Here is a 23,306-nt window from a genome sequence, read left to right on the forward strand (position 1 = left end):
GGGCGGTTCAGTACTTCGTCCTGGGAATCGGCATGAGCGAGTCCGACAAGATCAGCAAGACGGTCAACGACTTCGCCAAAGCCGTCGACGCAGGCAATAGCCCCGAGATCCTGGATCTAATGTGCGAGGTTGAGGCCAAACAGATTCGTGCCAGCGATGACACTGCGCGAGCAGCTGCGCACCTATGCCCGCAAGAATCCGCGGCACGGGTTCCGCCGGGCGTGGGCGCACCTGCGCTTCGACGATGGCATCGAGATCAACAAGAAGAAGGTGCACCGGCTGTGGAAAGAGGAAGGGTTGCAGGTTCGCCGCGCGCCGCGGCGGAAACGAGCGGGCCAATCATCGGTGCCGATTGTCGTCGCTGATGCACCAAAAGTGGTGTGGGCGTTGGATTTTCAGTTCGATTCCACGGTGGACGGCAAGAAGGTCAAGATAGCTTCGATGGTCGATGAGCACACCCGGATGTCGTTGCTGAACATCGTGGACCGCTCGATCACCGCCGAGCGCCTGATCGAGGAGTTGGAGAAGACATTCGCGATCTGGGATGGCCCGCCGATAGTGCTGCGTATGGACAACGGCCCTGAGTTCATCTCAGAGGCCCTGCGGGAGTTCTGTGCAGGGTCGGTGGGGATCTCCTACATTCCGCCCGGCACACCGTGGAACAACGGGTACATCGAGTCGTTCAACAACCGGCTGCGCGACGAGTGCTTGAACCGCAATTGCTGGCCCACACTGCTCGAGGCCCGTGTGGTCATCGGCGACTTCAAAGACGACCACAACCACCGACACCGGCACTCGGCGCTGGGCTACCGAACCCCGGCCGAGTACGCTGCCGGATGCACCCACAGACACCACCCCGTGGGCTGCGAGATCGACTGACCGACAGCAACAAGGAACTGGCTCTAGAACGGCCTGGACCGGCTATCGGGGACCTGCCAACCCCAATCGAAGCCATCACTATGGGTCTGATCGGGCTCCTGAGGTGTACTGGTCCAGTTAGGGGACCGGAGTTCGTCCGGATCGCTCACGGCTCGGGGTAGGGAGAACTCGAACGTTGCTGATGGCGAGCTGACGACGATGGTTGCGCCAAGCGCCTCCGGAAGTACAACGATTCCGTTGCCGCACGCGAAGTGCCCTTCGAACACGCGGCTCTTCTCCATCCGCTGATCTTCGCATGTGCAACCGCGCAACCGGCGCACCTTGGGTAGCACGGGGGTAGCACGCAACGCGCTTGACCAGCATAGACGCACCGAAACCGCCTGTTACCAGGCGGTTTGCAGTGGGGCGACCGGGGCTCGAACCCGGGACCTACGGATTATGAGTCCGCGGCTCTAACCAACTGAGCTATCGCCCCGCGGGCGCTAGGCCCGCCGAAAAGAGTACCGGTCACCGTCGATTCGACGTCGACGAGGACCGTCTCCGTCAGTCGAGGACGCCGAAGTTTCCCCGGATGATGTTGTCGGGGTCGTGCGTGGCCTTGAGTTGACGGAGCCGTTGCAGTGACGACGGCGGCAGCGCGTCGGACAGCTGCTCTGCCGGGTTGAGGAACGACAGGGGTTTGTGGCCGCTCGACGGCAACGCTTCAGCAAAGGCGGCCTGCTTACGGACAATTGCCTGCTCCACCTCCGGCGTCGCGGGAACACCGAACATGTAGACCGCATACGGCTCGGACAGCGGTCCGTGCGGACTGTCGCTCGGGCGGGCGAAGGCGCCGCCGAGGTGGCGTACCTGCAACGTCATGAGCGGCGCGATGGGCTCGTCAACGAGCACGTCGATCGCCGCGTCGTCGAGATCGGTCAGCAGTTCCGCGCGCGACGTCCCCGGACTCGGCTCTGTCGGTTCGCCGGTGATTCCGCCGAGATCGGCGACGCTGATCGGTGCCCGGGTGTCGGAGAGCGGAGCAGGCAGGTGCTCGGTCTCGCGCATCAGGCGGCGCGCGGTCTCGGCGTCGCCCAGGTAGGTGGAGTCGATGGCGACCATCGGCTCGGCACCGGGGAAGTTCAGCAGCTCGTACCAGAGGGTCAGACCCTCGGGGGCAGAGTTCGTCAGCGTGCGAAAGACCTCGGCGACCTGTCGTGCATGCTCGCCCGACCAGAGTTGCCGTCCGCCGAACACTTCCGGTGCCGGGTGCAGTTGCAGTTCCAGAGCGGTGACGACGGCGATGTCGCCACCGCCGCCGCGCAACGCCCAGAACAGGTCAGGCTCGGTGGAGGCGGTGACGCGGCGCGCGTGGCCGTCGGCGGTGACGACCTCGAAGGCGACGACGCTGTCGGCGATCCAGCCGAACGATCGCCCGAACCAACTCAGCCCTCCTCCCAGTGCGGCGCCGGTGACGGTCACCACCGGCGAGCTGCCGGGCAGTGCGGTGAGGCCGTGTTCGGCTGCGGCACGCTGCAGATCGCCGGAACGAACACCTGCGCCGATGCGCGCGGTCTTCGTCAGCGGATCCACGTCAACGCTGTTGAGCCGACCGGTGCGCAGCAAGATGGCGCCGGCGGCCCTGCCGGTCGCCCCGTGCCCACTGGGCTGGGTGGCAATCGGGACGCCGTGCGCGCCGGCGAATCGCACAAGCTCGACGACATCATCGGCGTCGGCCGCCTCGACAACGGCCCAAACATCCTGGTCGACGGCGAGATTCCACGGTCGGCGATGGGCGTCGAACTCGGGGTCGTCGCTGAACCAGGCACCGCCGCGAATCTTCGCGCGCAGCTCATCGACAATGATGGACGGGTAGACGGTCACGGGTAACTCCTTCTCGATGGACGTGATCGGACGCGATTCGCGTCCTCTCATCACTGAGACGAGCGCGGCCGTCGGAATGTGACGAACCGTGAACTGAGGAGTTCTCGTGGTACCGGAACCGCCCGCGCCAACGCTGGACGACGTCGCCGCTCGATTCGAATCGCACCGCCCGCGGCTCCACGCCATCGCGTTCCGCACGCTCGGGTCGGTATGGACCGCCGACGACGCGGTGCAAGAAGCCTGGATACGGCTCCAGCGGACCGACGTCAACCAGATCGAGAACCTTGAGGCGTGGTTGACCACAGTGGTGTCGCGGATCTGCGTCGACATGATCCGCCACTCCGCCACGAGGCGCGAGGAGTTGGAGGAACAGAACGACGAGGCGGTGCCGTCGGGCCTGGCGAACGTTGAACACGGTCCGGCCGAGGATGCCCTGCTATCGGACGATCTGGCGCTAGCGATGGACGTCGTGCTCGAAACGCTGGGTCCGCTTGAGCGTCTCGCGCTGGTCCTGCACGACGTGTTCGCATTGTCCTTCGACGACATCGCGCCCATCGTCGAACGTTCGCCCGCCGCCGCCCGCCAGCTGGCTTCCCGCGCCCGCGCGCGACTGCGGACCGTCGACGTGAACGCGGTCCGGGAACGGCGCGCCGCGGCGATCGAGGCATTCCTTTCAGCGGCGCGCGAGGGCGACTTCGGCGGTCTTCTCCAACTGCTGGACCCCGAGATCGAGCTGAACAGCGACTCCGCTGCTCTGGAGCTGGCCGCGGCCGGCGCGGAGTACGGTGCGCCGCTGCTCGATCGCACGATCCGCGGTGGCGATGCCGTCGCCAAGGTATTCGCCGGACGCGCGGAACTCACCAGGCTGATCAGCCTCGGTGGCGTGCCCGCTGCGGCCTATGTCGACGACGGCACGGCCCACGCGCTCTATCTGATTACCTTCGACGGAGACCGGATCGCCCGGCTCGACGTCGTCGCCGACGCCGCGCTCCTCGCCGGCCTGCCCGTGGCGTTCTAGGTGTCTTACCTGACGTCGGCGAGAACCTCGTCGACGAACGCGTGGATTCGCCGCCGCAGATCGGCGACTCGTTCTTCCCGCACCGCATCGAGGTCGGTGCCGCCGTGATACGCGGGCGGCAACTGTCGTGCGTTGCGGGAGCACCCGAACTTCTCGCAGATCAGCACGCCCAACGTCGAGCCACGGCGACCGGCCGCTCCGGCACGGCGCACCGTGTAGAGCACGGCGTCGTCGGAGAGATTGACGTCGTTGCACCACGAGCACATCGCTCGGCCGCGGGGTTTGGTCTCGGCGCGGGTGAGTAGTAGCGCGACCGGGCCGGACGAATGCTCAACGACGAGGTAGGCGCGGCGTGGGATCTTGCGGTCGCGCCAACCGAGGAATTCGAGGCGCGAGAAGTCGATCTGGCCGAGGTCCGGATAGCTGACTCGGCTGATTTCGCTGCGCGTAGCGCCGCGAAACGCGGATCGGATGGTTGCTTCGGTGAGTGGTTGCATGAGGTGACCAACCTTGGAGGTGGCCGACGCGGCGGACGCGCCGGGAGGGCGAATGGAGGTAACAGTGACCCGCCGATCACCGTGATCGGCTTCGGGGCGCGGTCAACTGTTGTGGGCGCGGTAGGCGCCGGACTCCTCGATTCGCGGGTTGCTCACGGAGCCCAGGCTAGCGCCCGGGCGGAATGCGCGCACCCGAGATTCCGTTGCCAGGAGTATGGCGGCCGATCAGCATTCCGAGATCCGACGTCGAGTCTTGGTCATCGGGGCGGGACAGGCGGGCCTTTCGGCGGCCTACCACCTGCGGCGAGAGGGACTTGTTCCCGGCGACGACTTTGAGATCCTCGACGCGAACCCGACGCCCGGCGGCGCGTGGAGCCACCGCTGGGACGCGTTGACCTTCGACGAGGTGCACGGGCTGTACCCGTTGCCGGGGTCGACGATTGGCCCGCCCGACCCGGCCGAGCCGGCCCGCGAGGTGGTGAAGCGCTATTACGCGCAATACGAGCACGATCATGGTTTCCGCGTCAGCCGGCCGTGGCGCGTCACCGCCGTGGCTCGCGACGGTGAGCAGTTCATCGTCACCGCCACAGGTCCGGCGAACGCGCAGCGCGTCTACCGTTCCGACGCGGTGATCAGCGGCAGCGGTACGTGGGACCGACCGTATGTGCCGCACTATCCGGGACGATTCGCAGGCTCTCAACTGACTACGCGCGACTTCGCCGACCCCGAGGACTTTCGCGGCAAACGCGTCCTGGTCGTCGGGGGCGGCACGTCGGCCGTGCAGTTCCTGCTGCTTCTCGACCAGCACGGGGCGTCGACCGTGTGGTCCACGCGACGGCCGCCGCGGTGGACCGACCGGAAATTCGATGCCGAATGGGGGATCAGGGTCGAGCGCGGGGTCGCCGAGCGTACGCGGCAGGGGCTGCGCCCGCTCAGCGTCGTCGCGGCGACCGGGCTGCCGCTGATTCCACGGTATGTCGATGGCATCGAGCGCGGCGTTCTGGTCTCGCGCGGCGCACTAGCGCGCTTGACCGAGACCGGCGTCGACTTCGTCGACGGCACACACGAAGACGTCGACGTCATTCTGTGGGCGACCGGATTCCGAGCCTCCCTCGACCACCTCGCTCCACTGCGGATTCGTGAGCCCGGCGGTGGTGTGTTGATGGCGCGCGACGACGTGAGCGTCGTGACGATGCCGGGCCTGTACCTCGTCGGCTACGGCCGCAGCGCGTCGACTCTCGGTGCGACGAGGGCGGGACGGGCAGCGGCGCGGGCCGCGCGCCGGCATCTTGCGGCCGGTGCGGACGAGCGCCTCACAGGGTGAGGGCCCGTCACTCGTCGTCGAGTCCGCCCTGCTCGAGGATCTGCGCCCGCAGCTGGACGAACTGTTCTTCGGTGACGATGCTGGCGTCGCGGAGTTTCGCCAGCTTCTCCAGCCGGGCTACCGGATCGGCATCGGATCGGGTGGCGTGGACGGAGACGTTGGGCGGCGGCACCGGCGCACCGGGCGGCGTGCTCATCGGTTGAGGCGACGGCGCGCCATGGCCTGAGACGTGGACTTGGGCCCCAGGGAACATCTGTTGGATCTGCGAGATCACGTCGTTCGCCGTCGTCGGCATCCCCTGTTCTCCGCCGGGTGAAGGGTTGCCGGATTGGTTCAGGTGGTCGACGATCGCGGCCGCCTGCTGGCGACCGGCGTCCGCGCCGGTTGCCACTTCGTCCCAAAAAACTGCGAGGTTGTGCGGATTGCGTGGGTCGACGGCGACCGGCAGCGCGGTGCCGGGGTGCGGCCACTTGGAGACTCGGCAATTCAGCTTGCTGTAGTCGGTCTGAAAGGCGGGCATACCGGGAACCTCCACGACCAGGGTGGCCGACACGTTCGCCCAGGTCGCAGAGTGTGGCGGGGCGCTGGACGCGATGACGCGCGCGGTTCCCCGGACCCAATCGGGACCGGGCTGCTCCTTGCCGAACAGATTGTCAAAGAGGCCCACGGCCTAATTCTATTCGCAGGCGATGCCGTCATCGTCGCGATCCAGGTGCGCGGCGTAGCCGTCTTGCCCCTTGTGAAGCGGATCGGCGCCGTCGGCGCGAACCGCGTCACAGTTCTCGTAGTACTTCACCTGTGTCGCGCCCGGCAGGGGAGCGGCGTATGCCGTGCCAACAACCGCTGATGGGGCAAGGCCCGCAGCGGCAAACAGGACGGCACCGAGGGTTTTGGCGACGACGGTCATCGAAGGCTCCTTCGTTCAGTCCCCCGGAGCAACTGAACATAGGCCGCGCCGGCTATGCCCGTTGTTGTATTCGATGAAGTTCGGGCCCAAAGACCCTCGGTGACGGTCAGGGGCGCCGAGCCCGCATCAGAGCGCGGGGGAGCTGAGGCAGCTGGGGCTTTCGTACCGTACGTGCGATGAACTCACCCAGCGTCACCCCCGCTGCCAGGGCACATCCGACGCCGAAAGCCGTGGCCATCTCCCGGGTTCCGGCAGCCCCCGCGTCGGTCATCAAGCCGTACATTCCTCGATAGATCGCCAGGCCGGGCAGCAGCGGGGTGATCCCGGCGACGGCGATGACCAGCGGCGGCGTCAGCGAGCGGCGCGCCGCGATGCCGCCGACGAAGCCGATGATGATCGCGGCGGCCGCGTAGGCGAAGATCGGGCCGAGGTCGGTGAGATACAGGCTCGCGGTAACCCCGGAGCCGATGGCACCGGCGATGAATGCGGCAGGCAGCGCACGTCGTTCGGCGTAACTCGCCAGTGCGAAGGCGAACGCCGCGAGTGAGCCGCCGAATACGCGCGCGGGGATGTCGGCGGCGCCGAAGGGAGCCACCGTCGTGATGGTCGGCAGGTGCACGTCGAACAGGCCGACGAAACGGATCGAGAGCGCCACGCCGACCATGATGCCGCCGGTCATCACCACGACCTCGGTGACACGGGCCGTTCCGGTGATCGGCGCGCCGGTGATGGCGTCCTGGACGGCGCCGACGAGGGTGAGCCCGGAGAGCAGGACGACGATCCCGGCGGCGATGATCTGGGCCGGCCGGAAACCGAGGCCGCTTCCTTCCAGGACCGGGTAGAGAAGCGCGGCGGGCAGCACGGCGAGAAAACCGCCGGCCATCTGCTGAAAGAACGGGGGCGTGCCGATCCGGTTGAGCTGGCGGTTGACGACGATGATCACCACGGTGGTGGCGAAGGCCGTCAGGCACACGACCCAGGTGCCGCCCAGGTAGATGCCGATGCCCAGTGCGAGCAGTCCCCATGCGAGCGTGGCGATCCAGCGCGGATACGGGTGCGGGGCGGCGGTGATCTCGTCGACGATTCGGTGGGCGGTCGCGGGTGCGATAGCGGATCGTCGGATCCGCCGCACGAGCCGGTCAACTTGGGCCAGGCGCGTGAAGTCCAGCGACCGGTAGTTGACCGACCGCGACGACGTGATCGGTGGCAGCGTGCTGCCCCGGCGGGCGCAGATCAGGACGGTGTTGAAGGTGACATCGACATCGACGTCTTCGAGACCGTAGAACGCCGCGACGAACTCCACCTGGTGAGCCGTGTCGATCGCGCCCGTCCCCGCGTCGAGAAGAAGGGCGCCGATCCGGGCGGCGAGGTCGAGGACCTCGGTGATCGCGGCTTCGTCGTGGAGGTCGATCGGCTTGCGGGGCGCGATGACGATGCTGCCCGGCTCGATGGTGTCGATCGTCGCCGGGGGAGTGCCCAGCAGGCGGTTCCAGCCCCGCCGGATCGCTCCGAGCACCGGTTCACCTCCTCGAACGCGGGCCGCGATGCGAGCGGCTCCCAGGCAGACTGCGCACCCCTGGTCTGGGCTGTCTTCGACGATGCCGGGGTGCTTCGCCCATTGTAGGTATGCGCCTCGTGGCTCCGATTGTCTGGACGGATCGCGCAGTGCACCCCGGTCAGCCTGCGAACTTCGCGGGCGCAGACTGCCGAGCGGACGGGGCGCTATACGGTCCGACCGCTCGGCAGTTCGCATGGACGAGTACGAGAATGGCCCGCCCCGGCGAATGCGCTGGTGACGGGCCACTTTCTGGCTCCCCCAACTGGACTCGAACCAGTAACCGTTCGATTAACAGTCGAATGCTCTGCCAATTGAGCTATGGGGGAATGGCTTTGGCTCGGGTGAGCCGGATGTTGACTCTAGCGCATGCCCCGACTTGCGGACAAAACAGCAGTTCAGAAGGGGTGCCGCCACAGCTACTCGGCGGGCTTGGCGAAGGCTGCGAGGGTCTGTTGAAACTCCGGGGACTGCAGCAGCCGAGTCTGTCCGGCCAGCTCTTCGCCCAGTGCGGTCTCGAACGCCGCCATGGTGATCGCGTCGGAGGCGGCCTTCGTGGTTCGCAGCGCCGACGGCGACTTGGCGGCCAGCTTGCCGACGACCTCGTCGACCCGGGTCCGCAGCGCGGGTTCGTCGTCGACGACCTCGGTGATCAAGCCGGCATCGAACGCCGCCGCGGCGCGGAACTTCTCACCGAGCATCAGCAACGCGTTGGCCCGCGCCCGGCCGATCGACGCCGCGACGAGCATGGTGGCCGCGCCGTCGGGCATCAGGCCGATGTTGACGAACGGGAGGAGGAAGTAGGAGCGTGCGGTGGCGTAGATGAGATCGGCGCCCAAGGCCAGCGAGGCGCCGATCCCGACTGCGGCTCCATCGACGGCGGCGATGACCGGGACCGGGATCGCGCGGACGGAACGGGCGAGGTCGGAGCCGTTGGAGATGATGCCGACCGCGCTCGATTCGTCGACGGCGGGGGCATCGGCGGACTCCGCGCCGCGTGAATTCGCCGCGGCCATATCGGTGATGTCGGCGCCTGCCGAAAAGCTGCCGCCGGCTCCCGTGATCACGACCACCCGCACGTCGTCGCGCGTCGCCCATTCGTCGAGAGCTGCCCGGATGCCGAGCGACACCGCCCCGCTCAAGGCGTTCATCCGGGTCGGCCGGTTGATGGTGAGGCGGGCGATCCCGTCGTCGATTGTCGCGAGCAGTTCAGCAGAGTCGGTCACGAACCCGTTCTAGCACAGGGTGATCCACACCACCCTCTGCGCCGGGGTCAGACGACCTGCAGATCGTCGAGCAGCCAGCGGTCGCCATCGCGCACCAGCGTGACTTTCACGCGGGATTGGTAGAGGTGGTAGCCCTCGGGGAGGGCCTCGGCCAGGCCGGGGGCCGAGATCTTCTGGTCGAGGGTCACCAGTACCTCGGCCTTGTCGCCGGAGAGGGCGATGATCCCGGCGTTGGCGGCCGTCGCTTCCGACGACGCACCCGCTGCGGTGTTGCCCTTGCGCGCGTCTGCCGACGACTTGATGAATTCCTCGGCGAAGTCGGTGGTGGCGATCTCCCGAATCTTGCGGTCTAGTGCGCCGTAGTCCTTCACGTCGTAGGTCATCACCGACGACACGTACTCGCGGGCCGTTTTCATCGCATCCTGTCCGTGCCGCGACGCGGGATCGGTTTGGGCGGCGACATTGGACGAATGCAGTGCCCAGATCCCCAGCCCGACGGAGGTCGCTCCAAGGGCGACGACCAGCGCGGCCAGGACGGTCACCAATCGTCGACTGCCGCCCCCAGCAACTGAGCGCCACGACCGCTTCGGCGTCTCGACCTTCCCGGGGACGCGCGCTTTGCGTGCCGCTTCGCGGTCGGCCTCCTCTTTGGCCTGTGCCCGCTTCTTGCGGTTCACGGTCAGGAAGGCTTCGCCGGACAACGGGGAGTCGTGATCGACCTCGTCGCCACCGGTGTCGTTCGCCTTAGCGTCCTTGGTCGTGCGTCCCATGGCTAACCAGGGTAGGCGACGCGGTATCGCGGTCTACTGAGTCTGTCTCCTATCAAATATATGTGATAGGAATGAGGGCGACCCCTTACGAAAGGCCAAACTCGATGATCGAATTCACCCCCGAACAGCAATCCTTCGCCCAAGCCGTCCGCGACTTCTGTGCTCGCGAGGTCGGCACCCGCGAGCAGCGCGCCAAGTACACCCAAGACGGTCCGCACAGCCAAGAGCTGTACAAGAAGATGGCCGACCTCGGCTGGGCCGGGATCATCGTCGGCGAGGAGTACGGCGGAGCAGGAGCCGGCAACGTCGAACTGTGCATCTTCCTCGAGGAGGCGCTGCGCGGCATGGCCCCGGTCGGCGGCATCGGCCCGACCTTCATCACCGCGGCCGCTTACGAGAAGTTCGCCACCGAGGAACTCAAGAAGGAAGTCCTCGGCAACGTCGTGGCCGGCGACTCGCTGTCGATCGCGATGAGTGAGCCGGAAGCCGGTTCCGACGTCGCCAACCTCTCCTGTAAGGCCGAGAAAGTCGACGGTGGTTGGCTGATCAACGGTCAGAAGACGTGGATCTCGAACGCGGCCATCGCCTCGTCGATCCTGCTGATCGCGCGCACCGAGCGCACCGACAAGAAGCACGAGGGCATCACCCAGTTCCACGTGCCGGCCGGCACCAAGGGGCTGGAGATCGTGCCGATCGAGACGCTGGGCGGCCGCGAGCAGAACGACCTGTACTTCACCGACTGCTTCATCCCCGACGAGTACGTCGTCGGCGAGGTGAACCAGGGCTGGTGGCAGCTGATGTCCGGTCTGAACACCGAGCGCCTAATCCTCGGTGCGATGCAGCTCGGCCTGGCCGAGCGCTCCTTCGACGACACGCTGAAGTTCATCACCGAGCGCAAGCAGTTCGGCCGTCCCGTCGGCACGTTCCAGGCGCTGCGCCATCGGATGGCCGACCACGCCACCGAGATCGAGTGCACCAAGCTGCTCGTCTACAACTTGGCCGCCAAGGCGGATGCGAACCCGACGCAGATGTTCCCGCGCGAGGCGTCGATGGTGAAGCTCAAGGCCACCGAGGTCTCCAAGGCCATGACCATCGACGGCATGCAGATGATGGGCGGATACGGCTACACCAAGGAGTTCGACGCCGAGGCGTTGATGCGCAGCGCGATCATCTCGACCGTCTACGGTGGCACCAATGAGATCCAGCGCGACATTATCGGCAAGACGTACGGGCTGTAATCCGTGACGTCGTCCACCACCGGCGGCGCGCTGCGGCGCCGACCGCAACTGTCCGAGGAAGTCGCCGGCGCGATCCGGCACCGGATCATGACCGGCGACCTCCGGCCGGGCGACTTCATCCGGATGGACGAGACCGCCGCCGAACTCGGCGTCAGTGTCACCCCGGTGCGTGAGGCGCTGCTGACCCTGCGGGGCGAGGGCATGGTGAACCTCGCCCCGCACAAGGGCTATGTCGTCGCCGATCTCACCAAGACCGACGTCGAGGACATCTTCTGGCTGCAGGGCCAGATCGCCGTCAAGATCGCGCTGCGCGTCGCCGATGTGATCACCGCCGCCGACCTCGACGCGCTCGAAGCGTGCAACACACGGTTGCGGCAGGCCGTCGAGGCCGGCGACATCGACGGCGTGGTCGGCGCCGAGTTCGACTTCCACCGCACGCACAACCGCATCACCAACAGCGGCAAACTCGCCTGGTTTCTGCTCAATGCCACGCACTACACGCCGCACCGGCTCTATGCCGCCGATCCCGATTGGGGGGCGGTCGCGGTGGACAGCCACGCCAAGCTCATCGAGGCGTACCGGACCGGCGACCGGGGGGCGATCACCGCTCAGGTGCAGCGACAGTTCGACGATTGCGCGCAACGCCTCATCGCGAGGCTCTCCGAGGCCGGGATCTGGGCCGGCGCGCAAGACCAACAACAATAGGAGCGCACGTCATGTCCGTCACCCCGCTACCCGTCGAGGACCTTGCCGCCGAGCCCCTGCGGTCGCGACGCAATCACTGGAACAACCAGGTGCGCCGCCACGCCATGATGAAACCGGATGCGCCCGCTCTGCGCTTTCAGGGCAGGGAGACCACCTGGCGCCAGCTCGACGAACGGACGCGGGCGTTTGCCGCCGCGCTGAACCGTCGCGGCGTCGCGTTCGGCGACCGGATCCTGATTCTGATGCTGAACCGGTCCGAGTATGTCGAGGCCGTGCTGGGCGCGAATCTGATCGGAGCTATCCCGGTACCGGTGAACTTCCGGATGGCACCTGCCGAGGTCGGATTCCTCGTCGCCGACAGCGGCGCGCGGTGGATCGTCATCGAGACCGCACTGGCTCCGCTCGCCGACGCGGTGGCCGCGACCACCGGAGCGATCGACGCGATCGTCACCGTCGGCGAGGCCGGCGAAGGACATCTCGCGTTCGAGGCGTTGATGGACGAGGACGCCGCCGATCTGCCGGAGACCGACGTGCCGGAGGACACCGTCGCCCTGATCATGTACACCTCGGGCACGACCGGGAAGCCCAAAGGGGCGATGCTCACCCACCAGAACCTGCAGGCCCAGGCCATGACCTGTCTGGAGGCCCTCGGTACGCGCCCGGACGACGTCGGTTCGTGCGTGGCCCCGATGTTCCACATCGCGGCGCTGGGCGCGATGACACCTCTTTTCCACGTCGGCGCGCTGTCGGTGATCCATCCGCTCGGTGCCTTCGACCCCAACGAACTGCTCGACACCCTCGCGGCAGAGGGCACGACCTCGATCTTCCTGGTGCCCGCACAGTGGCAGGCCGTCTGCGCCGCTCAGCAGGCAAATCCACGTGACCTGCGGTTGCGGGTCATCAGCTGGGGTGCGGCTCCCGCCTCGGACACGGTGCTGAACGCGATGAACGAAACCTTCCCGGATGCCGTCAACGTCGCCGTGTTCGGCCAGACGGAGATGTCGCCGATCACCTGCGTCCTCGAAGGTGAGCACGCGTTGCGCAAGCTCGGCTCGGTGGGGCGCGTCGTCGCGTCGGTGACGGCGCGCATCGTCGATCCGCTCGGCGACGACGTCCCCGACGGCGAGGTCGGGGAGATCGTCTATCGAGGCCCGCAGCTGATGGCCGGCTATTGGCGCAACCCGCAGGGGACTGCCGACGCCTTCAAGGGCGGGTGGTTCCATTCGGGCGACCTCGTCCGCCGTGACGAAGAAGGCTTCGTCTACGTCGTCGACCGGGCCAAGGACATGATCATCTCCGGCGGCGAGAACATCTACTGCGCCGAGGTGGAGAACGCGCTGTTCGCCCATCCGCGGATCGCGGAGGCCGCCATCATCGGCCGCGCCGACGACAAGTGGGGCGAGGTACCGGTCGCCGTCGTGGTCGTCGCCGACGGGGGAGACCTCACCCTCGCCGAACTGGAGCCCTTCCTCAACGAGAATCTGGCGCGGTACAAGCATCCGAAGGATCTCGTGATCGTCGACGAGTTGCCGCGCAACGCCGGCGGCAAGGTGGTCAAACCCGCGCTGCGCAGCGAATACGGCAGCAAGGACGAGGGGCTGCGGCACTGATCGCCGACCCGCACGACGACACCAAACTGTAACGTGTTCCAATTTCACCCGCGGGTGACTACGCTCACAACGGGAGCGGGGAGACCCCGCAGACAACGTCGCGAGTGAGGATGGACAGTGAAGACTAAAGGTGCGCTGCTTCGAGAGCTGAATTCGCCGTGGAAGATCGAGGAGATCGACATCGGCGACCCCAAGGCCCACGAGGTCAAGATCAAGATGGAAGCGGCCGGCATGTGCCACTCCGACCATCACCTCATGACCGGTGGGATCCCAATGGGCGGCTTCCCGATCCTGGGTGGACACGAGGGCGCGGGTGTCGTCGAAGCGGTCGGCGAGGGTGTCACCGACGTCGAGCCGGGCGACCACGTCGTGCTCTCCTTCATTCCGTCCTGCGGCAAGTGTCCGTCGTGTCAGGCCGGCATGGCGAACCTGTGCGACCTCGGCATGTATCTGCTGCAGGGCGAGGCGGTCTCCGACCACACCTTCCGCATCCACACCGCCGACGGGGAGAACGTCTACCCGATGACGCTGCTGGGCACCTTCAGCCCGTACATGGTGGTGCACGAGGCATCGGTCGTGAAGATCGACAAGGACATTCCGTTCGAGGTGGCCGCGCTGTGCGGCTGCGGCGTCCCGACCGGCTATGGATCGTCCACGCGCAGCGGCGACGTCCGCCCGGGTGAGGATGTCGCGATCGTCGGCGTCGGTGGCGTGGGCACCGCCGCGCTGCAGGGCGCGGTGATCGCGGGTGCGCGCAATGTGTTCGCGATCGACCCGGTCGAGTGGAAGCGCGAGCAGGCGCTCAAGTTCGGTGCGACCAAGGCTTACGCGAACATCGACGAGGCGATGGGCGACATCGCCGGCATCACCGCCGGGGGGATGTGCAAGAAGGTCATCGTCACGGTCGGCGAAGTCCACGGCAAGGACATCGACAGCTGGATGAATCTGACTTCCAAGGGCGGCACGTGCGTGCTGACCGGTATGGGCAGCATGCTCGACACCGAGGTGACGCTGAACTTCGCGATGCTGACCCTCATGCAGAAGAACCTGCAGGGCTCTATCTTCGGCGGTGCCAATCCGAAGCTCGACATTCCGAACCTGCTGTCGATGTTCAAGGCGGGCAAGCTGAACATCTCCGACATGATCACCCGGCAATACCGCCTGGACCAGATCAACGAGGGCTACTCGGACATGCTCGAGGGCAGGAACATCCGCGGCGTTATCCGCTACACCGAAGAAGACTGGTGACACAGTTCACCGCACGCCGACGTTCGGTAGTGCACTAGAGTCTGTTTCGTCGCGATTCACCGTCGCGGATTCCACGTTGTGAAGGGCAAGAGTCAAATGGCAGAGGCAAAGAAGACGGCGAAGTCCGCCGAACGCGAGCGGGCGTCCGCGATCGCAGAGGGCAACTGGGTACCGACCCCGGAATCCAAGTCCAAGGCGATCTGGTTCCGCGTCGCCGCGATCGTGCTGTGGGTCGCCGCGATCGGTATCGAACTCTGGGTCATCTTCAAGATCCTGCGCCCGAGCGAGCCGGTCAACACCTGGTGGCTCATCGGCTTCCTCGTCGCCATGGCCGTCCTGGCCATCGGCGGAAACCTGCTGTGGAAGAAGGCGAATCGCCTCGACCCCGCATCGGAGAAGAATAAGTTCCGGTTCTTCGTGCAGAACCAGCTCGGTGCGATCATCACCGTCATCGCGTTCCTGCCGTTGATCATCCTGATCTTCTTGGACAAGGACATGGACGGCAAGCAGAAGGGCATCATCGGCGGCATCGCCATTGTCCTCGCCGGCATCGTCTTCGCCACCGGTGTCGAGACGGACCCGGTTTCCTCCGAGCAGATCTCGCGCGAGACCAACGTCGTGCAGAACCTGACCGGCAAGGACGAGGTCTGGTACTCCAAGAAGGGCAGCACCTTCCACGTGTGCGAGAAGGCCGCGCTCATCACCGGCCGGATCAAGCCCGAGAACCTCACCCACGGGACGGTGGCCGAGGCTCACGCCGCTGGCGTGCCGCGTCTGACCAAGCTGTGGACGTCCGAGGCCCGCAACCACTGCGGTGTTCCCGAGGACCGGATTCAGTCGGTGCTGTCGGGTGCGACGGGTCTGAGTGCCGACGACCTGAAGGACACCCTCGATCCGAAGGATCAGGGTCAGATCAAGGCTCCGGCGAGCGGCGTCCCGACGCCGAACAACGTGACGCCGCTGCCCTCGACCCCGGCGCCGGCGCCCAACACGCAGCGTCCCGCCGCCTGAGGCGAGTGCTGCAAGAACTAGCGCAGTGGCCGGTCGACAATGTCGCCGGCGCGCTGATCGGCCCGGGCGGTGTCACCGAAACCTTCGGTGACACCGCCCGGGCTTTCGCGTTGGCGTCGGTGACCAAGCCGCTGGTCGCCTCCGCCGTCCTCGTCGCCGTCGAGGAGGGCGCGGTCGAACTCGACACCCTGGCCGGTCCGCCCGGCGCGACCGTCGCGCACCTGCTCGCCCATGCCTCGGGCCTCGCCTTCGATTCGCGCGAGCAGATCGCCGCCGTCGGGACCCAGCGCATCTATTCGTCGGCCGGCTTCGAAGTGCTCGCGGAGACCGTCGAGCGAGCGACCGGCATAGCGTTCGCGGATTACCTGAACGAGGCCGTGGCCGAGCCCCTCGGCATGTCGACGACGACCCTCGACGGCCCGGCCGGGCACGGCGCGACATCCTGCGTCGACGACCTGGCCCGCTACGCACAGGATCTGCTCGTCCCGCGGATCGTCTCGCCGGAGACGGCGCGCAGTGCGCATTCGGTGTGGTTTCCCGGGCTCGACGGTTTCGTGCCCGGATACGGCCGGCATCGTCCGTGTGATTGGGGGCTGGGCTTCGAGATCCGCGGGCAGAAGTCGCCGCACTGGACCGCGCCGAGCGCTTCCCCGGAGACCTTCGGGCACTTCGGTCAGTCGGGGACCTTCCTGTGGGTCGACCCGGTTCGCCGTGCCGCATGCGTGGTCCTCACCGACCGCGCCTTCGGTGCGTGGGCCAAACCCCTGTGGAGTGAATTCAACGAGCGCGTCTGCACGGAACTGGACAATCCGGTCGGCTAGCCTCAGCCTATGCGCGAGCTGACCTCCGACGACCTCGGCCTCCTGCTCTCCGTCTACGCGGTCCTGTTGCTGGCCTTTGCGGCGAACTTCCACTTCTCGCCGAAATCCGTACGCCGGCACCGCAGGGCGGCGATGGTGTTCGCGATCGTCAACTTCATCGGCGAGGCCTCGACGGCCATCGCGCTGCTGCTCACGTGGGTAGCCCTCTGGAGCCCTCGCGCGTGGGAACGCATCAACGATCTGCTGGTGTTCGTGCCTGGCTCGCTGGCAATCGTCTGCGCGGTCTTCTTGACCTTCGAATCGGTGTGGGCGCGGATCAAGCGAATCGCCGAAGTCGGATTCGAAGCACAACAACACCAGGAAGAACTAGCGCAACACACGTCTCATAAGGCACACTAGATATCAGTGATGTGATAAGTAGCGCCCCCGGGTGACGACGAGGTGTGTTGGGGAAGACGTTCCTCGTCGAACCGGAGGTGATCAAGGTGCGCAACCTGACTCAGTTTGCGGACTACGCGACAGGTGTGGTGTACATCCATGCCGCGCCAGTGGCGCTGTGCCCGCACGTGGAGTGGGCGCTGTCGTCGACCCTGAATGTGCGCGCCCAGCTCAAGTGGTCGCCGCAGGACGCCGAGCCCGGCATGCAACGGGCCACGGCCGACTGGGTCGGTCCGGTGGGTACGGCGGCCCGTCTCGTGACGGCGCTGCGCGAATGGTCGTCGCTGCGATTCGAGGTGACCGAGGACCCCAGCGACGGGGTGGACGGTCAACGGTTCAGCTATGTTCCCGGTCTCGGCCTGTGGCACGGATCCACCGCCGCCAACGGGGACGTCATCCTCGGCGAGATGCAGATCCGCGCGCTGATGGACGCCCAGCCCGACGGCCGGGGCCTGGCGGGGGAGCTCAATGCCGCACTGGGCACGGCGTGGGACGCCGAGCTCGAGAACTACCGCTTGGGGTCCGTCGGGGCCGAAGCGACCTGGCTTGCCCAACGGGTGGGGTAGCAACCGCAAACGTTGGATGACGCGAACCCCGCATCGGTCGATGCGGGGTTCGTTGTGTCAGGGGCTGGTGTTCGGACTGCCGCTTACAGCGGGATGTTCTTGTGCCGCCCGCGACGCGCCGGCGCGGCCGCGATCGCGGCGGCCAGGGTGCTGCGGGTGGTGGCCGGATCGATGATCTCGTCGACGACGCCGATCGACTGGGCGCGTCCCACACCGCCGGCGATGGCTTCGTGCTCGGCCGCCAGGCGTTCGTGCAGCGCTTCGCGCTCGTCTTCGGGAGCCGCGGCCAGCGCCTTCTTGTGCAAGATGCCGACGGCCGCTTTGGCGCCCATCACCGCGACTTCTGAACCGGGCCACGCGTAGACGGCGGTGGCGCCGAGTGCCCGTGAGTTCATCGCGATGTAGGCGCCGCCGTAGATCTTGCGCGTCACCAGCGTCACTCGCGGGACACTGCACTCGGCGAACGCGTGGAGCAGCTTGGCGCCGCGCCGGACCACGCCGTCCCATTCCTGTCCGACGCCGGGCAGGTAGCCCGGTACGTCGGTCAGCACGACCAGCGGGATGCCGAAGGCGTCGCAGAGGCGCACGAAACGTGACGCCTTCTCGGCGCTCAGCGAGTTCAGGCAGCCGCCCATCCGCAGCGGGTTGTTGGCGATGACGCCGACGCTTCGACCGGCGAGCCGCCCGAAGCCGATGACGATGTTGGGCGCCCACTTGGCCTGAAGTTCCTCGAACGAGGAGATCTCGTTGCCGTCCACGTCGTGCTCGGTATCGAGCAGCTCGCGCACGATCGGATGCACGTCGTAGGCGCGGCGGCTGGACTCGGGGAGCAGGGCGCGCAGATCGGTGTCGCCCGCCTTCGCCTTGGCGGAGTCGACTTCGCCCTGACGGTTGAACGTCGCGACGAGGCGCCGCGCGCGCCAGAGCGCATCGGCCTCCGAGTCGGCGGTTATGTGGCAGACACCGGACTTCTTGCCGTGGGTGTGCGGACCGCCGAGCGATTCCATGTCGACGTCTTCGCCGGTGACGCTGCGCACGACGTCGGGACCGGTGACGAACACCCGTCCCTCCGGTGCCATGATGACGACGTCGGTGAGTGCGGGGCCGTACGCCGCTCCGCCCGCGGCGAAGCCGACGACCACCGAAATCTGCGGGATGTAGCCGGATGCGCGGACCATGGCCTCGAAGACCTGGCCGACCGCATGCAGGGCTTCGACGCCCTCGGCGAGCCGAGCTCCGCCCGAGTGCCAGATGCCCACGACCGGGGCTTGCTCGGCAAGCGCGGTATCGATGGCGTCGACGATGTGTGCACAACCAACCACCCCCATGGCACCGCCCATCACGGTGCCATCGGTGCAGTAGGAAACGGTGGGAACACCGTTGACCCGACCGATCGCGGTCTGCACCCCGGAACGATCCCGGGGGTGGAGCAGACGCATGGTTCCTTCGTCGAAGAAGTTGGTCAAGCGCAGCAGCGGGTCGCGTGGATCCGCCGAGTCCTCATGGCTGGTGATGGGAGCCAATGTGGTCATCGCTCTCTCCTTTATGCGTCTGCTCGGAGTGGCTGGTCGTGCGTCACATCTCTTAAGCGCGTCCGATCGCGATGGCCACGTTGTGACCGCCGAAGCCGAACGAGTTGTTGAGCGCGTACTCGTAGTTGCCTTCACGGGGCTTGCCGTGGACAACGTCGATGTCGCCGCACTCGGGATCCAGATTCTCCAGGTTGAGGGTGGGCGGAATGACGCCTTCCTCAACCGCCTTCATCGTCAGCACGGACTCGAGGGCGCCGACCGCACCGATCGAATGGCCGAGCGCCGACTTCGGAGCGTAGATCGCCGCGTGGCTGCCGACCGCAGCCTGGATGCCGATCGCCTCCGCGGTGTCGCCGATAGGGGTCGACGTCGCGTGAGCGTTGACATGGCTGATGTCGTTCTTGGTCAGCCCGGCGGTCTGGATCGCGCGCGCCATGGCCCGCGCGTTGCCCTGACCGCTGGGGTCGGGGGCAACCAGGTGGAAACCGTCGGAGGTGATGCCGGCACCGAGGACACGGGCGTGAATGTGCGCGCCGCGAGCCTTGGCGTGCTCCTCGCGCTCGAGGATCAGCATCGCCGCGGCCTCACCGAAGACGAAACCGTCCCGATCCTTGTCGAACGGACGCGAAGCGGCAGCCGGATCGTCGTTGCGAGTGCTCATCGCGCGCATCATCGTGAACGCGGCGATCGGAATCGCATCGATGTAGCCCTCCACACCACCGGTGACGACCATGTCGGCGTCACCCAGGACGATGTGGCGCCACGCATGGGCGATCGCCTCGGCACCCGACGAACACGCCGACACCGGGGTGATCACACCGGCGCGCGCGCCGACGTTCAGGCCGACGACGCCGGCCGGACCGTTGGGCATCGACATCTGGACGGCGAGCGGTGACACCTTGCGGTAGTTCATCGACTCTTCCATCGCGGCCCAGTTGTGGATCATGGCGTCGCCGCCGCCCTGTCCGGTGCCGATCACGACGGCGAGCCGCTCGGGATCGACCTCGGGCTCGCCGGCCTGCGTCCACAGACGCTTGCTCATGACGTGGGCAACCCGCTCCACATACGCCATCCGGCGGGCCTCGACCCGCGTGACCTCCTCAGCGGGATCCTGGAGGAGCTTCCCGCCGATGCGGCAGGGGAGTTCCCCGTACTTCGTAACGAAGTCGCCGGTCAGCTCTCGGATACCGGACTCACCGTTGAGAAGCCCGTTCCAAGTCGAATCGAGATCAACGCCGAGCGAGGTGGTGGCGGCCATAGACGTCACCACCACGCTGGGAAAGTTACCTCCCAGCGTGGAGTACTCGCGAAGCGACGGGGTCACGCCTTCTTGTCCTCGGCAACGCTGGCGGCGATGGCGGCAGCAGCTTCGGGGTTCTCGGCCTCGAGCTTCTGGATGTAGGCGACGGCGTCACCGACGGTGCGCAGACCGGCGAGGTCCTCGTCGGGCACCTTCACGCCGTACTTGTCTTCGAGCTGCACGGCGATCTCCACGATCGACAGCGAGTCGATGTCCAGATCGTCGACGAAGGACTTCTCGATCGTCACCTCGGACGGGTCGATGCCGGTGACTTCTTCGATGATCTCGGCGATGCCGGCGATGAGTTCTTCCTGGGTGGCGGCCACGGTGTGGCTCCCTTCTATCTTCTACACGTAGATGGTGTTCGATTACCTGCCGGGGCAACCTGCTGGTTGCTTGGACGCTCCTGGGGAGTCCGGCTATCCAAGTTCGTTGAGGTCGGCGAGACTGTCGGGGGTCTTGAGTGCCAAGGTCGGCGTGCCCTTGAGTTCACGCTTGGCGATGCCGACGAGGGTGCCCGCCGGGGGCAGTTCGACGAGTGCCGTCGTCGCGGCTTCGCGCATTGTGGCCGAGCACAGGTCCCACCGGACCGGTCGGGTCACCTGGGCGACGAGCTTCTCCAGCGCCTCGGTTCCGCTGGTGACGGCCTTGCCGTCGGAGTTCGACAGCAGCGTGAGCTTCGGATCCGCCGGCGTGATCGAGGCGGCGGCCTCGGCAACGGCGTCCTGCGCGGGTGCCATGAAGGCCGTGTGGAACGCGCCCGCCACGGCGAGCTTGCGGATGCGGGCCCGCTCGGGCGGGTTCGCCACGAGTTCGTCGATCGCGTCGACCTTGCCCGCTGCGACGATCTGGCCGGCGGCGTTGCGGTTGGCGGGAACCAGTTCAAGTTCTTCGAGGCGGGCGAGGACTTCGGCCTCGTCGCCGCCGAGTACGGCAGCCATCGTCGTGGGTTCCAGCGCGCAGGCGCGGGCCATCTCGGCACCGCGCACCGCGGCGAGGGTGACTGCCTCGTCGGCGCTGATCACACCGGCGATCGCGGCCGCGGCCAGTTCGCCGACGGAGTGACCGGCGACGATGGTGTCGGCGGGCAGTGGGTGCTGCTTGGCCAGCTCGTCATAGGCGAGCAGGGCGGAGGCGACGACCAACGGCTGGGTGATCGCCGTATCGGTGATCTCCTCGGCGGTCGCGGTCGTGCCGAGCCGTTCGAGATCCAGCCCGGTGAGCTTCGACCACGTCGCGAGCTGATCGCGGGCACCGGCGAGCTCGAGCCATTCGGCGAGCATGCCGGGTGTCTGGGAGCCCTGTCCGGGCGCAAGCAACGTAAGCACCTTGTTACTGAACACCCTCAGCATGGTGCACGAGGGTGTTGGCGGGCATGAACCTTTCCGCCGCAATTTGTAGGAATCCTACAAACGTGCCCCGGGCTGTTTCGGCGTCGAAGCCCCTTCGTTATTCGTTACCGAATCGAGTCCAAAGCCGCATTACCTGGGAGAACGGTAAGAAGGGTCTGTTACGGGTGTGACTTAAGTGGCTGATGACAGCGTTTTGTTTCGGACTTGAGTCAATCGTCCCACAGTCGTTGCCACACGCAAGACATAGGCATCCCGCGGGTTAGTTGCATCACGTCCGGTGATGTCGGCGATCCGTTTTAGTCGATAACGAACAGTATTTGGGTGAACGAACAACGTCCGGGCGCACGACTCCACCGAGCCGCCGGCGTCGAGATAGGCCTCCAAAGTGGCCGTCAGATTCGCGCCCGCCTCGCTCAGCGGTTTCGTCAGCGTCTGGGTGAGCGTCACCGCGGCCGTCGGATCGCCGGCGAGTGCCCGCTCGGGCAGCAGTTCCAGACTGTGCACCGGGCGCGGTGCTCCGGGCCAGCCGACGACCGCGTCGATCCCGGCCATCGCCTCGACAGCGCTGGTGTGCGCGCTCTCCAGGTCGGGCATCGTCGGACCGATGACCACCGGACCGTCGGCGAAGTTGCTCAGCAGTTCCGCGACGAACGGCTCGGTGGGCGTGATCGGGCCGCTGACGATGGCCACGAGCACGGCACCCTGCACCACCGACAGCGCGGCGCGGTCGTGCGCGACCGCCGTGTTGTGGATCGCCAGCGGTACCGACACGTTCTGCTCGGGCGGCGGGTTGCCGACGATCACGGTCGCCGCGGCATCGGAATCCCAGTTCAGGGCCGCTGCGCGGGAGAGCAGCTGTGGACCGCCGTCGCCGCGAACCACGGCGTCGACGACCAGCGCCTCCAGTCGTGAATCCCACGCGCCGCGGGATTCGGCCGCCGACGCATAGATCGAGGCGGCCGCGAACCCGATCTCGCGACCGTAGCGCAGCACCGACTCGGTCAGGGCCCGCAGCTGGTCGTCGTTGCGCGCCAGCAGTGGCAGCCACTTCTCGAAGAACTCCATGGCGACGCGCACCATCTCGACCGTCTGCAGCAGTGAGATGCGGCGCGCCAGATCCTGCGGTACGACCTGGAACGCCTCGACGGTGAACTTGACGTTGCCCTCTGGATCCTGGATCCATTCGACGAAGTTGACGACGGCGGTCTGCACGACCAGCTGCACCGAGGCGCGCTGTGCCGCGTCGAGTTCGGAAAAGTACGGCAGCTGATCCGACATGGAATGCACCGCTTCGGTGGCCAGCCGGCCGCTGTACTGCTTCACCCGGCGGAGCAAGGTGTCCGGCAGCGCGTCGCGCACGTTCTCCGGCGTCGGAACGTGCGCACCGCGTTCCCCGAACACGTCCATGCCGGGGGGCTGCTGGTTCAGGTGCGCGTCGGCCACCCC

23 protein-coding genes and 2 tRNA genes are annotated in these 23,306 nt (G+C 66.8%); 11 read left to right on the plus strand and 14 right to left on the minus strand.

Going from position 1 to position 23,306, the window contains the following annotated elements:
• The first annotated feature begins 156 nt into the window (after positions 1–156).
• Positions 157–879 carry an IS3 family transposase gene (locus tag GOARA_RS04175; protein WP_007321049.1) on the plus strand — a complete coding sequence of 241 codons (723 nt, stop codon included), beginning with the start codon at positions 157–159 and terminating at the stop codon, positions 877–879.
• 401 nt (positions 880–1,280) lie between these two features.
• Here GOARA_RS04175 and GOARA_RS04180 read toward each other — a convergent pair.
• Both GOARA_RS04180 and GOARA_RS04185 read right to left on the minus strand, forming a co-directional pair.
• Positions 1,281–1,354: transfer RNA gene (locus GOARA_RS04180), tRNA-Ile, on the minus strand.
• 68 nt (positions 1,355–1,422) lie between these two features.
• On the minus strand, positions 1,423–2,742 hold the full coding sequence (locus GOARA_RS04185) for an FAD-binding oxidoreductase (RefSeq protein ID WP_007321051.1): 1,320 nt from the start codon (positions 2,740–2,742) through the stop codon (positions 1,423–1,425).
• A 106-nt stretch (positions 2,743–2,848) separates the two neighbouring features.
• Between GOARA_RS04185 and GOARA_RS04190 the strand changes: the two genes are divergently transcribed.
• Positions 2,849–3,760, plus strand: a complete 912-nt coding sequence (locus GOARA_RS04190; protein ID WP_007321052.1) for a sigma-70 family RNA polymerase sigma factor — start codon at positions 2,849–2,851, stop codon at positions 3,758–3,760.
• Positions 3,761–3,765: 5 nt separating this feature from the next.
• On the opposite strand, the gene GOARA_RS04195 is transcribed toward GOARA_RS04190, so the two are convergent.
• Positions 3,766–4,257, minus strand: coding sequence for an FBP domain-containing protein (locus GOARA_RS04195; protein WP_007321053.1), 492 nt, complete (start codon positions 4,255–4,257; stop codon positions 3,766–3,768).
• A gap of 214 nt (positions 4,258–4,471) precedes the next feature.
• Here GOARA_RS04195 and GOARA_RS04200 point away from each other — a divergent pair, with 214 nt between their 5' ends.
• Positions 4,472–5,581 carry a flavin-containing monooxygenase gene (locus GOARA_RS04200; RefSeq protein WP_040521725.1) on the plus strand — a complete coding sequence of 370 codons (1,110 nt, stop codon included), beginning with the start codon at positions 4,472–4,474 and terminating at the stop codon, positions 5,579–5,581.
• Between the two features lie 7 nt (positions 5,582–5,588).
• Here the strand turns inward: GOARA_RS04200 and GOARA_RS04205 are convergent, their stop codons facing one another.
• From GOARA_RS04205 to GOARA_RS04225, 6 genes are all read right to left on the minus strand, one after another.
• Entirely contained in the window at positions 5,589–6,248 is a 660-nt protein-coding gene (locus GOARA_RS04205; protein ID WP_007321055.1) for an SHOCT domain-containing protein, read from the minus strand.
• Between the two features lie 9 nt (positions 6,249–6,257).
• Positions 6,258–6,488: an excalibur calcium-binding domain-containing protein gene (locus tag GOARA_RS19190; RefSeq protein WP_007321056.1), complete on the minus strand. Its 231-nt coding sequence runs from the start codon at positions 6,486–6,488 to the stop codon at positions 6,258–6,260.
• Positions 6,489–6,594: 106 nt separating this feature from the next.
• On the minus strand, positions 6,595–8,004 hold the full coding sequence (locus tag GOARA_RS04210) for a threonine/serine exporter family protein (RefSeq protein ID WP_007321057.1): 1,410 nt from the start codon (positions 8,002–8,004) through the stop codon (positions 6,595–6,597).
• A gap of 292 nt (positions 8,005–8,296) precedes the next feature.
• Positions 8,297–8,372: transfer RNA gene (locus tag GOARA_RS04215), tRNA-Asn, on the minus strand.
• A 90-nt stretch (positions 8,373–8,462) separates the two neighbouring features.
• On the minus strand, positions 8,463–9,269 hold the full coding sequence (locus tag GOARA_RS04220; protein ID WP_007321058.1) for an enoyl-CoA hydratase-related protein: 807 nt from the start codon (positions 9,267–9,269) through the stop codon (positions 8,463–8,465).
• Positions 9,270–9,316: 47 nt separating this feature from the next.
• A complete protein-coding gene (locus GOARA_RS04225; protein WP_007321059.1) occupies positions 9,317–10,039 on the minus strand; it encodes a hypothetical protein in 723 nt (240 codons plus the stop codon).
• A 104-nt stretch (positions 10,040–10,143) separates the two neighbouring features.
• On the opposite strand from GOARA_RS04225, the gene GOARA_RS04230 reads away from it, so the two are divergent.
• The 8 genes from GOARA_RS04230 to GOARA_RS04265 all read left to right on the plus strand — a co-directional run bounded on the left by GOARA_RS04230 (position 10,144) and on the right by GOARA_RS04265 (position 17,676).
• Positions 10,144–11,277 carry an acyl-CoA dehydrogenase family protein gene (locus tag GOARA_RS04230; RefSeq protein ID WP_007321060.1) on the plus strand — a complete coding sequence of 378 codons (1,134 nt, stop codon included), beginning with the start codon at positions 10,144–10,146 and terminating at the stop codon, positions 11,275–11,277.
• 3 nt (positions 11,278–11,280) lie between these two features.
• A complete protein-coding gene (locus GOARA_RS04235) occupies positions 11,281–11,982 on the plus strand; it encodes a GntR family transcriptional regulator (protein WP_007321061.1) in 702 nt (233 codons plus the stop codon).
• Positions 11,983–11,993: 11 nt separating this feature from the next.
• Entirely contained in the window at positions 11,994–13,592 is a 1,599-nt protein-coding gene (gene fadD5 / locus GOARA_RS04240) for a fatty-acid--CoA ligase FadD5 (RefSeq protein WP_040521726.1), read from the plus strand.
• A gap of 117 nt (positions 13,593–13,709) precedes the next feature.
• Positions 13,710–14,840: an NDMA-dependent alcohol dehydrogenase gene (locus tag GOARA_RS04245; RefSeq protein ID WP_007321063.1), complete on the plus strand. Its 1,131-nt coding sequence runs from the start codon at positions 13,710–13,712 to the stop codon at positions 14,838–14,840.
• Between the two features lie 96 nt (positions 14,841–14,936).
• The gene (locus GOARA_RS04250) at positions 14,937–15,851 is read left to right on the plus strand and encodes a hypothetical protein (RefSeq protein ID WP_050947153.1); all 915 of its coding nucleotides are present in this window, start codon (positions 14,937–14,939) and stop codon (positions 15,849–15,851) included.
• 5 nt (positions 15,852–15,856) lie between these two features.
• Positions 15,857–16,672: a serine hydrolase domain-containing protein gene (locus GOARA_RS04255; protein WP_040521727.1), complete on the plus strand. Its 816-nt coding sequence runs from the start codon at positions 15,857–15,859 to the stop codon at positions 16,670–16,672.
• Between the two features lie 9 nt (positions 16,673–16,681).
• The gene (locus GOARA_RS04260) at positions 16,682–17,071 is read left to right on the plus strand and encodes a hypothetical protein (protein ID WP_007321066.1); all 390 of its coding nucleotides are present in this window, start codon (positions 16,682–16,684) and stop codon (positions 17,069–17,071) included.
• A gap of 86 nt (positions 17,072–17,157) precedes the next feature.
• Positions 17,158–17,676 (plus strand): DUF3145 domain-containing protein, encoded by a 519-nt coding sequence (locus tag GOARA_RS04265; RefSeq protein WP_040521744.1) that lies wholly within the window; start codon positions 17,158–17,160, stop codon positions 17,674–17,676.
• Between the two features lie 83 nt (positions 17,677–17,759).
• Here GOARA_RS04265 and GOARA_RS04270 read toward each other — a convergent pair whose 3' ends face one another.
• The 5 genes from GOARA_RS04270 to GOARA_RS04290 all read right to left on the minus strand — a co-directional run bounded on the left by GOARA_RS04270 (position 17,760) and on the right by GOARA_RS04290 (position 23,303).
• Positions 17,760–19,208: an acyl-CoA carboxylase subunit beta gene (locus GOARA_RS04270; protein ID WP_007321068.1), complete on the minus strand. Its 1,449-nt coding sequence runs from the start codon at positions 19,206–19,208 to the stop codon at positions 17,760–17,762.
• A 52-nt stretch (positions 19,209–19,260) separates the two neighbouring features.
• Positions 19,261–20,532 (minus strand): KasA/KasB family beta-ketoacyl-ACP synthase, encoded by a 1,272-nt coding sequence (locus tag GOARA_RS04275; protein ID WP_007321069.1) that lies wholly within the window; start codon positions 20,530–20,532, stop codon positions 19,261–19,263.
• Complete coding sequence (gene acpM, locus GOARA_RS04280; RefSeq protein ID WP_007321070.1) at positions 20,529–20,834, minus strand: meromycolate extension acyl carrier protein AcpM; 306 nt, start codon at positions 20,832–20,834, stop codon at positions 20,529–20,531. Before acpM ends, GOARA_RS04275 begins: the two co-directional genes overlap by 4 nt.
• 93 nt (positions 20,835–20,927) lie before the next feature.
• Positions 20,928–21,836: an ACP S-malonyltransferase gene (locus GOARA_RS04285; protein ID WP_040521746.1), complete on the minus strand. Its 909-nt coding sequence runs from the start codon at positions 21,834–21,836 to the stop codon at positions 20,928–20,930.
• Positions 21,837–22,031: 195 nt separating this feature from the next.
• Positions 22,032–23,303: a PucR family transcriptional regulator gene (locus GOARA_RS04290; RefSeq protein ID WP_040521747.1), complete on the minus strand. Its 1,272-nt coding sequence runs from the start codon at positions 23,301–23,303 to the stop codon at positions 22,032–22,034.
• Positions 23,304–23,306 lie beyond the last annotated feature (3 nt).

This window comes from Gordonia araii NBRC 100433 (assembly GCF_000241265.1).
GTDB lineage: Bacteria > Actinomycetota > Actinomycetes > Mycobacteriales > Mycobacteriaceae > Gordonia > Gordonia araii.